Below are 14,134 nucleotides of genomic sequence, written 5' to 3' on the forward strand. Positions count from 1 at the left end.
GAGGTGGGCACCGAGGGCAAGCTCGGCGGCCAGGCCGAGGTGCCGAACGTCGCCGGCACCTGGCGGGACCTGACCGACAGCGTCAACTCGATGGCGTCGAACCTGACCGCCCAGGTCCGCAACATCGCCCAGGTCTCCACGGCGGTGGCGAAGGGTGACCTGTCGCAGAAGATCACGGTGGACGCGCGGGGCGAGATCCTGGAGCTGAAGTCGACCGTCAACACGATGGTCGACCAGCTGTCGTCGTTCGCCGACGAGGTGACCCGGGTCGCCCGTGAGGTGGGCACCGAGGGCAAGCTCGGCGGTCAGGCGCAGGTCAAGGGTGTCAGTGGCACCTGGCGGGACCTGACCGACAACGTGAACTCGATGGCCTCGAACCTGACCAGCCAGGTCCGCAACATCGCCTCGGTGACCACCGCCGTGGCAAAGGGCGACCTGTCGCAGAAGATCACCGTGGACGCCCAGGGCGAGATCCTGGAACTCAAGTCGACTGTCAACACGATGGTCGACCAGCTGTCGTCGTTCGCCGACGAGGTGACCCGGGTCGCCCGTGAGGTCGGCATCGAGGGCAAGCTGGGCGGTCAGGCGCAGGTGAAGGGTGTTTCCGGCACCTGGCGGGACCTCACCGAGAACGTCAACCAGCTCGCCTCGACGCTGACCACGCAGTTGCGGGCCATCGCCCAGGTGTCCACGTCGGTGACCCGGGGTGACCTGACCCAGCGGATCGCCGTCAAGGCGCAGGGCGAGGTCGCCGAGCTGAAGGACAACATCAACCAGATGATCGTCACCCTCCGGGAGACGACCAAGAAGAACGCCGAGCAGGGCTGGTTGGACTCCAACCTGGCCCGCATCGGCGGCCTCTTGCAGGGCCAGCGCGACCTCGGCGAGGTCTGCCGCATGATCATGACGGAGGTGACCCCGCTGGTCGAAGCCCAGCTCGGAGCCTTCTTCCTGGCCGACGACACCGACGGCAGCATGCGACTGCGGCTCACCTCCTCGTACGGGTACGTGGCGCGGGGCAACGACGTCACCTTCGGGCCGGGCGAGGGGCTGGTCGGGCAGACCGCGCTGTCCCGCCGCACGATCCGGGTCAGCGCCTCCCCGAACAGCCGGCTCACCCTGCGTTCGGGTCTGGCCGAGACGCCCCCGTCCGACCTGGTGGTGCTCCCCGTGCTCTTCGAGGGCGAGCTGCTCGGCGTGATCGAGTTCGCCAGCGTGTCGGCCTTCTCCGACCTGCACCTCGCGTTCCTGGAGCGGCTGGTGCTCACCATCGGCATCGCGGTGAACACCATCCAGGCCAACCGGCGTACGGAGGAACTGCTGGCCCAGTCGCAGCGGCTGGCGCACGAGATGCAGGAACAGTCGGCGGAGTTGCAGCGCACCAACGCCGAGCTGGAGGAGAAGGCCACTCTGCTCTCCGAGCAGAAGGGCAACATCGAGACGAAGAACCGGGAGATCGAGCTGGCCCGGCTGGGCCTGGAGGAGAAGGCGCAGCAGTTGACCCGCGCCTCGGCCTACAAGTCCGAGTTCCTGGCCAACATGAGCCATGAGCTGCGTACGCCGCTGAACTCGTTGCTGCTGTTGGCCCGCCTGCTGGCGGAGAACTCGGAGCAGAACCTCAGCCCGAAGCAGATCGAGTTCGCCCGGACCATCCACGGGTCCGGCTCGGACCTGCTGCGCCTGATCGACGACATCCTCGACCTGTCCAAGATCGAGGCGGGTCGGATGGACGTCGAGCCGACCGAGATCCGCTTCGCCGAGCTGCGTGGCTACGTCGAGCAGGCGTTCGCGCCGCAGGCCGAGGAGAAGAACCTGGACTTCCAGGTACGCGTCAGCAAGGATCTGCCGCCGGCGTTGGTGACCGACGCGCAGCGGTTGCAGCAGATCCTGCGCAACCTGCTCTCCAACGCGGTGAAGTTCACCGACAACGGTGCGGTGACGCTGCGGATCGCCCCGGCGGCGGAGAACGCGGTCTTCGACGTGCCGGCGCTGACCAACGCCCAGCAGGTCATCGCGTTCACCGTGATCGACACCGGGATCGGCATCTCCGACGACAAGTTGTCGATCATCTTCGAGGCGTTCCAGCAGGCGGACGGCACGACCAGCCGCCGCTACGGCGGCACCGGCCTGGGCCTGTCGATCAGTCGCGACCTGGCCCGGTTGATCGGCGGCACCATCACCGTGTCGTCCGCGCCCGGTCAGGGGTCGACGTTCACCCTGTTTGTGCCGCAGGTGCTGGCTCCGGACGCGGTGGTCGCGCCCCAGGCTCCGTCTCCGCAGCGCGCCGGTCTGCCGTCGTCGCTGCTGATGCCGCCGCTGGAGCTGTTGTCGGAGCGGCCGGAGGCACCGGCCACCCGCCAGCTGGACGGCGCCACCGTGCTGATCGTGGATGACGACGTCCGCAACGTCTTCGCCTTGACCAGCGCGTTGGAACTGCACGGGATGACCGTGCTGTACTCGGACAACGGAGCGGACGGTGTCCGTCTGTTGGCCGAGCATCCGGAGGTGGACATCGTGCTGATGGACGCCATGATGCCCGACCAGGACGGTTACGAGACGACCCGCCAGATCCGCCGCAACCATCGCTTCGCCGACCTGCCGGTGGTGTTCCTGACCGCGAAGGCGATGCCGGGTGACCGGGAGTCGGCGCTCGCTGCCGGGGGCAGCGACTACATCACCAAGCCGGTCGACCTGGACGACCTGATCGAGTTGATGTCGTCCTGGATCAACGGCAGCCGGACCGAGGAGACTTCGTGACCCAAATGGCCAAGGCGCTGCTCGTGGACGACCGGCGGCAGAATCTGACGGCCCTGGAGGCGATCCTCCAGGGCCTGCCGGTCCAGTCCGTGGCGGTGGAGAGCGGTGAGGCGGCCCTCAAGCAGCTGCTGGTGGACGACTTCGCGGTGATCCTGCTGGACGCGCAGATGCCGGACATGGACGGCTTCGAGACGGCGAGCCACATCAAGCGCCGTGAGCGGACCAGGCACGTGCCGATCATCTTCCTGACGGCCGCTGACCGGGACGCCCAGCTCGCTCTCCGGGGCTACCAGGTGGGCGCGGTGGATTACCTGACGAAGCCGTTCGACCCGTGGGTGCTGCGTGCCAAGGTGTCGGTCTTCGTCGAGCTGTGGGTGAAGACCCGGCAGCTGGCCGCCCAGTCCGACCTGGTCCGGGAGCGCGACACGCAGTGGCGCAGGCTCACCGACGCGGTCGACGAGGCGACCACCCTGCTGCGGTCCGACGACGGGGAGGCCCGTGACCGGGCGGTGAGCATGTTGGAGCAGGCCCGCTGGGGCAACACCGCCTGACGCGGCGGGGCGGGTCGGGTCAGCCGGTGGGCTGGTCGTTGCGGATCATCAGGGCGCTGCGGAGGCCCGTGATGTCCAGGACGCGGATGAGGAAGTCACCCACGTGGGTCAGCATCAGCAGGCTCTGCGCGTGGCTGGCCTTGCGGCTGAGCACGACCAGGGTGCCCAGGCCCTGCGAGTCGCAGAAGGTGACGCCGCCGAGGTCGAGGACGATCTTCGGCGGCGGGTCGGCCAGCACCTCGTTGACCACTGTCGAGAGCTGCGCGGCCGTGAGCATGTCGATCTCACCGGCCAGGCGAAGCACAGCTTCGTCACCCGTCCGGTGTAGCGTGATGGACAGCTCGGCACGATCCACCCGGTCAGCCTAGCGCGATCCGACCGGTCCGGCCTGTTGAGGCCGCGAGCCGTCGCCGTCCAGGCCGAGCCCCCCGCATGTCGACGCTGCTGGCGGGTGCCGGCCACAGGTGAGCCTGGTAACCCCACCGCGGGGTGGCTGCTGGTGGGCCGTTCGTCGCTGACACAATGGCGGCATCGTGACCGACATATTTCCAGCCGGATCCGGCCGCTACCCGGCCGACGCGCCGGCCTCCGAGGCCCTGTTCGACCGCGCCCGCGCCATCGTGCCGGGCGGGGTGAACTCCCCCGTGCGCGCCTTCCAGGCGGTCGGCGGCACGCCGCGTTTCATGGTCCGTGGCGAGGGCCCGTGGCTGTACGACGCCGACGGCCGCCGCTACGTCGACCTGGTCTGCTCCTGGGGTCCGCTGATCCTCGGGCACGCACACCCGGAGGTGGTGGAGGCCGTGCAGGCTGCCGCCGCTCGGGGCACCAGCTTCGGCACTCCCACCCCGGGTGAGGTGGAGCTGGCCGCCGAGCTGGTCGACCGCACCCCGATGGAGCAGGTTCGCCTGGTCAACTCGGGCACCGAGGCCACCATGTCGGCGATCCGGCTGGCTCGTGGCTTCACCGGTCGCTCCAAGATCATCAAGTTCGCTGGTTGCTACCACGGGCATGTCGACGCCCTGCTCGCCGCCGCCGGATCCGGCGTCGCCACCCTGGGCCTGCCCGACTCGCCCGGCGTGACCGGTGCGGCGGCCAGCGAGACCATCGTGCTGCCCTACAACGACATCCGGGCCGTCGAGGAGGCGTTCGCCGCCGAAGGCCCGCACATCGCAGCGGTGATCACCGAGGCGGCAGCCGGCAACATGGGTGTGGTCGCCCCCCGCGACGGCTTCAACCAGCAGCTCGCACGGATCGCGCACGCGCACGGCGCCCTGCTCGTGGTGGACGAGGTGATGACCGGGTTCCGGGTGTCCCGCGCCGGGTGGCACGGCCTCGACGCCTCCGACGCCGACCTGTGGACGTACGGCAAGGTCATGGGTGGCGGCCTGCCCGCCGCCGCCTTCGGCGGGCGTGCGGACATCATGGCGCGACTCGCCCCGGCCGGCCCGGTCTACCAGGCCGGCACGCTCTCCGGTAACCCCCTCGCGTGCGCCGCCGGCCTGGCCACGCTGCGACTCGCGGACGAGTCGCTCTACCGCAAGCTCGACGACACGGCCGCCGTCGTGGGCAAGCTGGCGTCCGACGCGCTGGGCGCCGCCGGGGTTCCACACCGACTGTCGTACGCGGGCAGCATGTTCTCGATCTTCTTCACGGACGCCGACGTGATCGACTACGACAGCGCGCGCACCCAGCAGGTGCCGGCGTTCAAGGCGTTCTTCCACGCGATGCTCGCCGCCGGCGTCTACCTGCCGCCGAGCGCGTTCGAGTCATGGTTCGTGTCGGCGGCGATCGACGACGTCGCTCTGGAGCACATCGCGGACGCGCTGCCGACGGCGGCGAACGCGGCGGCAGCGGCTGGCCACGGGGGTTGACGTGCGCGCGAGGAGTGAGCCGGGTTTGCGAGCCCCGCAGTCGCAAACAAAGGGGGCACAGCGGTGAGCAAGACGGTGGTCCACGTGCTCCGGCACGGCGAGGTGTACAACCCCGACCAGATTCTCTACGGTCGGCTGCCCGGTTTCCGCCTCTCTGAGCTGGGCGTGCAGATGGCCAAGGCCGCCGCGGAGGGCTTGGCCGAGCGAGAGATCGTGCACGTGGTGGCCAGCCCGCTGGAACGCGCGCAGCAGACCGCCGAGCCGATCGCGGCCCAGTTCGGGCTCCCGGTCGGGGTGGACGAGCGGCTGATCGAGAGCGCCAACTGGTTCGAGGGCAAGAAGGTGTCGCCGGGCGACGGGTCGTTCCGTGACCCGCGCAACTGGTGGGTGCTGCGCGACCCGATGACCCCGTCCTGGGGCGAGGCCTACCGGGTGATCGCCGAGCGGATGTTCGCCGCCGTGCAGGCCGCCCGGGTCGCCGCCGAGGGGCGCGAGGCGGTGCTGGTGTCGCACCAGCTCCCCATCTGGACGCTGCGCCGCTACGTCGAGCGCAAGCGGCTCTGGCACGACCCGCGCAAGCGGCAGTGTGGGCTGGCGAGCCTCACCTCGTTCCACTTCGACGACGCGAAGGTGGTGGGCATCGGCTACAGCGAGCCGGCCGCGCACCTGATCGCTCTCTCCGCGACCGCCCGGACGGCCAAGGGGGCCTGATGAACGCCCGGAGGTGGACCGCCGGTCTGCTCGCCGCCGTCGCCGCGGTGGCGCTGGTCGGCTGCACGTCGAAGGGGCAGGAGAAGACCTGCACGACCACCACCGACGGGATCTTCGAGTGCGCACCGGACCAGCGCTCCGCACCCCCGAAGGTCGCCGGTGAGCTGCTGCTCGGCGGCACCTACGACGTCAGCCAGGCTCGCGGGCAGGTGGTCGTGGTCAACTTCTGGGGTTCCTGGTGCGCGCCGTGCCGTGCCGAGGCGGACGACCTGGAAGCCGTCTACCAGGCCACCAAGGGTTCCGGGGTGAGCTTCCTCGGCATCAACGTCCAGGATTCGCGGGACAAGGCCAAGGCGTTCGAGAAGGGCCGGGTCACCTATCCGAGCCTGTTCGACCCGTCGAGCAAGACGGCACTCGCGCTGGACATCCCGCCGAACAGCGTGCCGGCGACGGTGGTGCTCGACCGGGACGGTCGGATCGCCGCGGTGATCCGGGCCGCCGTCAAGCAGGAGGGCCTGCAACCGATCGTCGAGCGGATCGCCGCTGAGAAACCGGCGCCCAACTGATGGGCGAGACCTTCCGGGAGCTGGCCCTGAGCGGGCCGCTGCTGCTCGCCATCGGCGCGGCGGCGCTCGCCGGCCTGGTCAGCTTCCTCTCCCCGTGCGTGCTCCCACTCGTCCCCGGCTACCTCTCGTACGTCACCGGCCTGGCCGGTTCCGACCTCGAAGGCCGTGCACGGCAGGGCACCTCGTCGACCCCTGCGGAAGCGGCCGAGGCCGGTGACCGCGGAGGCGTCGCGGTCCGGGAGCGGATCGCGCGGGCCGGTGCCGTCAAGGGCCGGGTGCTCGCGGGCACGCTGCTCTTCATCGCCGGTTTCACCGCCGTCTTCGTCGCCACGGCGATCCTGTTCGCCGGCATCGGCCAGATCTTCTTCGAGTACGAGCGGCAGCTCGAAATCGTCGTCGGCGCGTTGATCATCGTGCTCGGGTTCGGCTACCTCGGGATGATCCCCGCCCTGCAACGGGAGTTCCGCATCTCCCGGCTGCCGTCGGCCGGGCTGCTCGGCGCACCGGTCTTCGGCGCGGTCTTCGCACTCAGCTGGGTGCCCTGCACGGGCCCCACCCTCGGCGCCGTGATGGGCATGGCCACCGCCTCCGGGCAGAGCGACCGCGCCGTGGTGCTCGCCGTGGCGTACTGCCTCGGGTTGGGGATACCGTTCATCGTCTTCGGGCTGGGCTTCCAACGCCTGCTCGGGGTCTTCCGCGCCGTTCGGCGCAACAGCCGCTGGGTCACCCGGGTCGGCGGCGCCCTGCTCATCCTGATCGGCCTCGCGCTGGTCACCGGCGGATGGCAGAGCTTCGTGATCTGGTTGCAGACCACGGTCGGGGTGGGCGAGGTGAGCATCTGATGACGGTCGTCGACGACCGGCCGGAGACCGTGGCGCCAGCGCCACGCCGTCGGCCGAACCGCCTCCTGGCGCTGCTGCGCAACTCGTGGCGGCAGTTGACCAGCATGCGTACGGCGCTGATCCTGCTCTTCCTGCTCGCGATCGCGGCCATCCCCGGCTCGGTGCTGCCGCAGCGCGGGATCAGCCCGGAGAAGGTCAACGAGTACTTCGTCGACCACCCGGAATGGGCCCCCCGACTGGACCGCATCGGCGCCTTCGAGGTCTTCGGCTCGGTCTGGTTCTCCGCGATCTACCTGCTGCTGTTCACCTCCCTGATCGGCTGCATCACGCCCCGACTGCGGGACCACATCCGGGCGTTGCGGTCCCGCCCGCCGGCCGCGCCGAAGCGGATGGCGCGGCTGCCGCAGCACACCGTGCTGCCCGCCCCGCCCGGCGGCGCGACGGCGATCGCCGAGGTGCTGCGCAAGCGTCGCTGGCGGGTGGAGGTCCGTGGCGACGAGGTCTCCGCCGAGAAGGGCTACCTCAAGGAGACCGGCAACCTGCTGTTCCACACGTCGTTGATCGCGGTGCTGATCAGCGTCGCCCTCGGCTCGTGGTACGGCTGGAGCGGCAACCGACTGCTGGTGGCGGGCGCGGACAACGCGTTCTGCAACACCCGGCAGCAGTACGCCGAAGCGAAGCTCGGCCCCCAGGTGGACAGCGCCGACCTGCCCCGCTTCTGCCTGCGGCTGGACGACTTCGAGGCCCGCTTCCTGCCTTCCGGTCAGCCGGAGTTCTTCAATGCCACGGTCACCGTCGACGGCCCGGACGAGCCGACCCGCAGCGCCGACTTCTCGGTGAACTCGCCGCTGCGCCTCGCCGACGCGAGCGTCTACCTGCTCGGCCACGGGTACGCCCCGGTGATCCGCTACACCGACCGGTTCGGCAACAGCCAGATCAGCGACGAACCGTTCCTCACCACCGGCGACATGGGGCTGACGAGTGAAGGGCTGGCCGCCTTCCCGGACGCGAACGTCGACCCGTCCACCGGCCAGCGCGCACCGGACGAGCAGATGGCGTTCACCGGCATCTACCTGCCCACCGCACCCGAGCAGGCGCCGTTCGTCCGCTCGGAATACCCGACCGAGCGCAACCCGGCACTGAACCTGGTCGCCTACCGGGGCAACCTCGGCCTGGACGCCGGCATCCCCAGCTCGGTCTACCAACTCGACCAGCGGCAGGTGCGGACCGGCAAGGTCCAGGAGGTCGGCACCAAGCTGCTCCGCAAGGGCGAGACCTGGAAGCTGGACGACGGCACCACTGTCGAGTTCCTGGGCACCGAGCGGTACGTCACCCTCTCCATCCGACACGACCCCGGCGCGACGCCACTGCTGATCAGCTGCGGCTTCCTGCTGGCCGGCCTGATGGGCTCGCTGTTCGGGCGACGCCGCCGGGTGTTCTTCCGGGTGGTGCCGGCCGACCCGGCGGAAGGATCTCCGACGGGCGGTAGTAGCTTGATGGAGGCCGGTGGGTTGCCGCGCACCGACTATCCAGGGTTCGCCGACGAGTTCGCCCAGCTCATCGCCGAGGTCAACGGCGACGAACGGGCGGCTGAGCGGGCCAGCACGGGCGCTGACTCCAGTGACCGGGCCGGCGTGCGAGAAGGAGCCGAGTGATGTCCGCACTCTCCGACAATCTGGTGACCTTCGCCATCCTGGCGTACCTGGTCGCGATGATCGGTCACGCCGTGGAGTACGCGTTGGGCAACGCGCGTACCCGGGTCGCCGCTGCGGCTCCGGTGCGCGAGCTGGTGGGTGCCGGCGGCGGCATCGTGCCGACGCCGCCCGCGCCCGTACCGTCGCAGCCCGGGGCCGACCGCTCCGCGCGACGGGCCCGCCTCGCCGGCCTGATCGGGGTGGGCGCCACCGCGGTCGCCGCCGTGCTGCACCTGGCGGCGCTGGTCACCCGTGGCCTCGCGGCCGACCGGATGCCGTGGGGCAACATGTACGAGTTCGTGCTCACGGTGACGTTCATCGGGGTCGCGGCCTGGGTGGTGGTGCTCTGGAAGCGGCCGTCGCTGCGCAAGCTCGGGCTGTTCCTCACGCTGGTGATGGTGCTGCTGGTCGCTACCGCCGAGCTGGTGCTGTACGTGCCGATCGTGCCGCTGGTGCCGGCACTGAACTCGTACTGGTTCGTCATCCACGTCTCGACCATCGTGTTCGCGTCCGGCATCTTCCTGTTCGGTGCGGTGCCGGCGGTCGGCTTCCTGATGCGCAACGGGTACGAGAACGGCAAGCGGAGCTTCCCGTACACCCTGGCCAAGCGGCTGCCCGCCGCGGCCGGGCTGGAACGGTTGACCTTCACGCTGCACGCCTTCGCCTTCCCGATCTTCACCTTCGCGGTGATCGCAGGTGCCATCTGGGCCGAGGCGGCCTGGGGTCGGCCGTGGGGCTGGGACCCGAAGGAGACCTGGGCGTTCATCTCCTGGGTGGTGTACGCCGGTTACCTGCACGCCCGGGCCACGCCCAGCGTCAAGCGCAACGTGGCCACCTGGCTCGCGGTGCTCGGCTTCCTCACCATGCTGATGAACCTGTTCGGCGTGAACATCTTCTTCACCGGCCTGCACTCGTACGGTGGGCTGGACTGACCCTGGTAACACGATGCGGGCCGGCCACTGATTCGTCAGTGACCGGCCCGCATCGTTCAAACGGCTTCGGTCAGCTCACCGTGACCGGGGCGATGTCGTTGCCCGGGTTGTCGTCCACCCGCGGGTAGCGGCTCGCCGGCTGGACCATCCCGGCGGACCCGCCGAGGCTGTCGATCCGTAGGTCGAAGGTGGCCGTCGTGCTGGTCCCGGCGGGGAACACGGCTCCAGGGCCGTTGCAGCGCCAGAACTTTGGGGTCGCTACGCCGTCCTCCTCCTCGCCGCCATATGACGCGCACCCCGGCGGGTCGGCCAGCACGGTCACCCCGGTGGGTGGTGTGAAGAAGAACGCGCCAACGGTGTCGCCGGAGTTCGTGCCGTCCGGCACACCCGGGCCCTCGTTACGGATGCCCACGGTGACCTGGACGGTGTCGCCGACGGCACCAGTCACGGTCGCGCCCTGGGCGACGATGTCGAAGGCGCTCTGGACCTCCCACAGATAGGTCTGACCGCCGGCGCCGTTCACCTCGACCGGAATCACGCCGAGCGGCGTACCGACCGCCCGCAGCCGCAGCGCCTGGTCGGCGTCACGGCTCTTGAGCTTCACGTTGGTCGGGAGCGGACCGGCGCTGGCCAGCGGCTCCACGAACTGGGTGATCCGCTTGTCCCCGAGGGTGGCCGGGCCGACATTGGTGGGAAACCCGCCCCGCAGCTCGTGCCGCTGGCCGGGCGCGAACGTGCCCCGCACGGTGCAGACGACAACGGTGGCGAGCACCTGGTCGGTGCCGTACCGGCAGTTGCGGTAGCTGGCCGGCACGAGGCCCACCGAGAAGCGCATGGTGAGCCGCAGGTCCACGGCCGGCTGGTCACCGGCATTGACCACGGCCACCTTGAGGGGGAGCGTGTCGCCCACCTCGACGCCGGTCAGGTATTCGTCGACCATGTCGAGCAGGTCGGGCCCGGACCGCACGGTGACCGTCGCCTGCTGGGCGTACGCCTCGGTCTGCTCGCCGAACGCCGTGTAGTCGAGGGTGCCCGTCGCGCCGTCCACGGCGCCGGGAGCGGCCCGGAACACCACCGGCACGGTGCCGGTGAGCGTGCCGAACTCGTCGATGGCCGTCGGCGGCATCGGGCAGGTCACCGAAGTGCCCTGGTTGACGCAGAAGTCGGGGAAGCTGGCGGTGGCCACGCCAGCGAGGCCGGTCAGGTCGATGGTCACCCGAGGCTGGGTGGCTCCGGTGCTGGTCAGGGTCAACGGCACCGTGCGGCCGGGAGCGCCGGCCGCGCCGAGCGTCACGTCGCCCAGCCAGCCATTGACCCAACCCGGGTCGTCCTCGGCCGAGGCGGGCGTTGACGCCGCGCCGATCATCGCCGTCGCGAGGACCAGCGTGGTCAGCCCGTGCACAAGCCTGCCACGCGTAACGCGCACAGATCTCATCGATCTCCTTGGTGGGGGATGAGCCGACCGGAAGAAGCCAGGTTTGTGGCACCCCGACCCGATCGGCATCCATGATCTTAGAGATCACCTGTGACAGTTCTCGATCGGTCGACCAGGTCGCGATCTTCGTCGAAACCGGATTCGGTCGGTGCCCGCCGCGCCGGTCGCCAGGCCCGCAACGTCCGCTCGACCTGGACGGTGACCTGGTAGGACACCTCCGGTAGGTCGGCCAGCTCGATCTGTTCACCACGCAGCGCCAGTTGGGCGTGCAGCTCCCGGGCGATGGTGTCGCGAAGCGCGATCAGCAGGGGCGACAACCCGTCCGGGTCGCCGACGACATAGGCGTCCGACATGCCCACCACCCTGCACCCGGCTCCCGCCGTTCCGCCGTTCCGCCACTCCGCCACCGTGACCGCCTCGTTGATCCACTCGGTTTCCGTGAAATCGGGCTGTCCCAGCGGCGGGAGGCCCCGACTTCCTGAAAGTCGAGTGGATCTAGGCCGCTCCGCCGAACCAGCCCGGCATGTCGAGGCGGAACCAGTTTGCCGAGGCCATCGTGCGGAGGTCGTCTTCCATGGCGGTGACCCGGTCCGGGCCGAGGGTTTCGGACCACTGTGCGCGCAGCCGGTCGAAGATCTCGGCGGAGCGGCGTAGCCCGTCGGCGCCGTGCGGTGTTACCCGGACCAGTCGGCGTCGGGCGTCGGAGGGATCGTCGGCCCGCTCCAGGTAGCCGACGGCGACCAGTCGGTCGATCGTCTTGCCGGCGGCCTGTTTGGAGATGCCCAGTCGCTGGCCCAGCTCCGTGGCGGTGGTGCCGTCCGCGCCGACGGCCTGGAGCACGAACCCGTGCAGCGGCCGCAGCTCCGGATGCCCCTCCCGGGCCAGTTCGGAGTGCAGGTCGTCGATCAGCGTCCGGAAGCCCGCCAGCAGCAGCAGTGGCAGGTGGAACCCGGGGCGCGCGGGATCAGCGGTTGCCATGTTCGACAACCACGTTTACTATTTCGTCAACCACGTTGACTATCCTACGGGGTGCGGCACCGACCCTCCCGACCGACGCTGCCGAAAGCAGGTAACCGTGCCCGTCTTCACCGCTCACACCGCCGAGACCGCACCCGCTGCCGCCCGCCGAGCCATCGAGGGCGTACGCGGCCGGTTCGGCTGGCTGCCCACCCCGGTGGCGCTGATGGCCGACTCGCCACAGTTGCTCACCGGCTTCCTCGCCACCAGCGCGGGCTTCGAGCAGACCGACCTCGCCCCGCTGGAGCGGGAGGTGGTCATCCTGACGGTCTCCACCACCAACGAGTGCCACTTCTGCGTCGCCCTGCACACCGGCAAGCTCACCCAGATCGGAGCGACCACCGAGCTGATCACCGCACTGCGTGCCGGCTCGGCGCTGCCCGAGCCGCGGCTGGAGGCGCTGCGCCGGTTCACGCTGGCCGTGCTCGACCACCGGGGCGCAGTGCCCGACAACGAGTTGCACGAGTTCCTGACCGCTGGCTACCAGCCCCGGCACGCGCTGGACGTGGTGCTCGGCGTCGGCGCGTACACGATGTCCACCTTCGCCAACCGGCTCACCCAGGCACCGCTCGACCCACCGCTGGCCGCCCACGCCTGGACGCCCGCCGCCTGACCGGGGGCGCCTGCCGACCGCTGCTCAGGCCGCCCCGAGGAAGTCCCGCAGCAGGGCGAGCATCTCGTCCGGGCGCTCCTCGTAGAGCCAGTGCCCGCAGTCCTCGATCACCTCGCCGCGAACCGTGTCGGCGTACCGGCGAACCTGCTCGGCGACCTGCCCGCCCAGGCTCGCCGCCGCGCCGACGGCCAGCACCGGCATCGTCAGCTTCGTGGCCCGGTACGCCGTGTTGTCGGCGATGTCCTGATCGAACGCCCGGAAGTAGGCGAAGCTGGCCCGCAGATGCGCCGGGTCGCGCAGGTGGCTCGCGAACTCCTCGATGTCGGGGGCGGCGATGCTGCCCTTGCGCACCATCAGGGCGTCGGTGAACCGGTCCACCCAGAGCGACTCCCGACCGCGGACCAGCTCCTCCGGAAGCCCGTTGCCGATCGAGAAGTACCCGAAGTTCCACACTCCCGGGCCGGCCGAGGTGAGCGCCGGGAACGTGTAGATGCTCTCGTCAGGGATCGGTGCCTCGGTGAGTACCAGTCGGCTCACCCGCTGCGGATGGGCGGCGGCGTACGCGTACGCCACCATGGTCCCCAGGTCGTGCCCGACCAACCGGAGGTCACTGACCAGGCCGAGCTGGTCGAGCAGCCCGTGCAGGTCGGCGGCGACGGTCTTCTTGTCGTACCCGCCGGCCGGGGCGTCGCTGCTCCCGAAGCCGCGCAGGTCGGGTGCGACCACGTCGAAGGATCGGCTCAACTCGGGCAGCAGGTTCCGCCACATGTGCCAACACTGCGGATACCCGTGCAGCAGGACCAGTGGCGGGCCGCTGCCGCCACGGACGTAGTTCATGGAGATCTGGCCGATCCGCGCCCGTTGCTCGGTGAACCCCGCCGGAACCCGCTCCGCGCCCATCGCCGCCTCCGTCCGCCGGCTGTCCGCCGCCGGCTGCCCGGCTACCCGCTCGACCGCCCACCATGCCTGCGAGTTCTGCGCCCTGACCGTTGATCCACTCGCGTTTCGGGAAGTCGGGCCCGTGCTCAGGTGGTCGTAGCAATCGATCTTGTCGTTCGTTGGTCTCTTCGGCGGGGTGATCGCTGAGAGGCTGGTGGGGCGTGGCGGGTCGTAGGCCGTTGACGGTGGTGGACCGGGAAGAGATC

Annotated in this window: 14 protein-coding genes; 9 read left to right on the forward strand and 5 right to left on the reverse strand. The window is 70.1% G+C overall.

Annotated elements, in window-relative coordinates:
- Positions 1–2,757, forward strand: a 2,757-nt coding sequence (locus KBX34_RS31675; RefSeq protein ID WP_210928712.1) for a HAMP domain-containing protein, incomplete at its 5' end; no start/stop codon positions are given.
- Positions 2,754–3,308: a two-component system response regulator gene (locus KBX34_RS31680; RefSeq protein WP_099849829.1), complete on the forward strand. Its 555-nt coding sequence runs from the start codon at positions 2,754–2,756 to the stop codon at positions 3,306–3,308. The genes KBX34_RS31675 and KBX34_RS31680, both read left to right, overlap by 4 nt.
- A 19-nt stretch (positions 3,309–3,327) precedes the next feature.
- Here the strand turns inward: KBX34_RS31680 and KBX34_RS31685 are convergent, their stop codons facing one another.
- Positions 3,328–3,663 carry an STAS domain-containing protein gene (locus KBX34_RS31685; protein WP_088951070.1) on the reverse strand — a complete coding sequence of 112 codons (336 nt, stop codon included), beginning with the start codon at positions 3,661–3,663 and terminating at the stop codon, positions 3,328–3,330.
- A gap of 178 nt (positions 3,664–3,841) precedes the next feature.
- Between KBX34_RS31685 and hemL the strand changes: the two genes are divergently transcribed.
- The 6 genes from hemL (at position 3,842) to ccsB (ending at position 9,924) form a co-directional block, all read left to right on the forward strand.
- Positions 3,842–5,179, forward strand: a complete 1,338-nt coding sequence (gene hemL, locus KBX34_RS31690) for a glutamate-1-semialdehyde 2,1-aminomutase (protein WP_088951071.1) — start codon at positions 3,842–3,844, stop codon at positions 5,177–5,179.
- Positions 5,180–5,242: 63 nt separating this feature from the next.
- Positions 5,243–5,890 (forward strand): histidine phosphatase family protein, encoded by a 648-nt coding sequence (locus KBX34_RS31695; protein WP_099849835.1) that lies wholly within the window; start codon positions 5,243–5,245, stop codon positions 5,888–5,890.
- Positions 5,890–6,456 (forward strand): TlpA disulfide reductase family protein, encoded by a 567-nt coding sequence (locus KBX34_RS31700; RefSeq protein WP_088951073.1) that lies wholly within the window; start codon positions 5,890–5,892, stop codon positions 6,454–6,456. Before KBX34_RS31695 ends, KBX34_RS31700 begins: the two co-directional genes overlap by 1 nt.
- Positions 6,456–7,298: a cytochrome c biogenesis CcdA family protein gene (locus tag KBX34_RS31705; RefSeq protein WP_210792602.1), complete on the forward strand. Its 843-nt coding sequence runs from the start codon at positions 6,456–6,458 to the stop codon at positions 7,296–7,298. Before KBX34_RS31700 ends, KBX34_RS31705 begins: the two co-directional genes overlap by 1 nt.
- Positions 7,298–8,953, forward strand: a complete 1,656-nt coding sequence (locus KBX34_RS31710) for a cytochrome c biogenesis protein ResB (protein WP_210792601.1) — start codon at positions 7,298–7,300, stop codon at positions 8,951–8,953. Before KBX34_RS31705 ends, KBX34_RS31710 begins: the two co-directional genes overlap by 1 nt.
- The gene (gene ccsB, locus KBX34_RS31715; RefSeq protein WP_210928714.1) at positions 8,953–9,924 is read left to right on the forward strand and encodes a c-type cytochrome biogenesis protein CcsB; all 972 of its coding nucleotides are present in this window, start codon (positions 8,953–8,955) and stop codon (positions 9,922–9,924) included. The genes KBX34_RS31710 and ccsB overlap by 1 nt, the downstream gene beginning before the upstream one ends.
- Before the next feature lie 70 nt (positions 9,925–9,994).
- Here ccsB and KBX34_RS31720 read toward each other — a convergent pair whose 3' ends face one another.
- The 3 genes from KBX34_RS31720 to KBX34_RS31730 all read right to left on the reverse strand — a co-directional run bounded on the left by KBX34_RS31720 (position 9,995) and on the right by KBX34_RS31730 (position 12,337).
- Entirely contained in the window at positions 9,995–11,359 is a 1,365-nt protein-coding gene (locus tag KBX34_RS31720; RefSeq protein ID WP_210928715.1) for a hypothetical protein, read from the reverse strand.
- A 77-nt stretch (positions 11,360–11,436) separates the two neighbouring features.
- Positions 11,437–11,712: a hypothetical protein gene (locus tag KBX34_RS31725; RefSeq protein ID WP_210928717.1), complete on the reverse strand. Its 276-nt coding sequence runs from the start codon at positions 11,710–11,712 to the stop codon at positions 11,437–11,439.
- A 142-nt stretch (positions 11,713–11,854) separates the two neighbouring features.
- The gene (locus KBX34_RS31730) at positions 11,855–12,337 is read right to left on the reverse strand and encodes a MarR family winged helix-turn-helix transcriptional regulator (protein WP_210928718.1); all 483 of its coding nucleotides are present in this window, start codon (positions 12,335–12,337) and stop codon (positions 11,855–11,857) included.
- Positions 12,338–12,434: 97 nt separating this feature from the next.
- On the opposite strand from KBX34_RS31730, the gene KBX34_RS31735 reads away from it, so the two are divergent.
- Complete coding sequence (locus KBX34_RS31735) at positions 12,435–12,989, forward strand: carboxymuconolactone decarboxylase family protein (protein WP_210928720.1); 555 nt, start codon at positions 12,435–12,437, stop codon at positions 12,987–12,989.
- 24 nt (positions 12,990–13,013) lie between these two features.
- Here KBX34_RS31735 and KBX34_RS31740 read toward each other — a convergent pair whose 3' ends face one another.
- Complete coding sequence (locus tag KBX34_RS31740; RefSeq protein WP_210928721.1) at positions 13,014–13,889, reverse strand: alpha/beta fold hydrolase; 876 nt, start codon at positions 13,887–13,889, stop codon at positions 13,014–13,016.
- Positions 13,890–14,134: the final 245 nt, after the last annotated feature.

Source organism: Micromonospora sp. M61, assembly GCF_018070245.1.
In the GTDB taxonomy this organism is placed as follows: Bacteria; Actinomycetota; Actinomycetes; order Mycobacteriales; family Micromonosporaceae; genus Micromonospora; species Micromonospora zamorensis.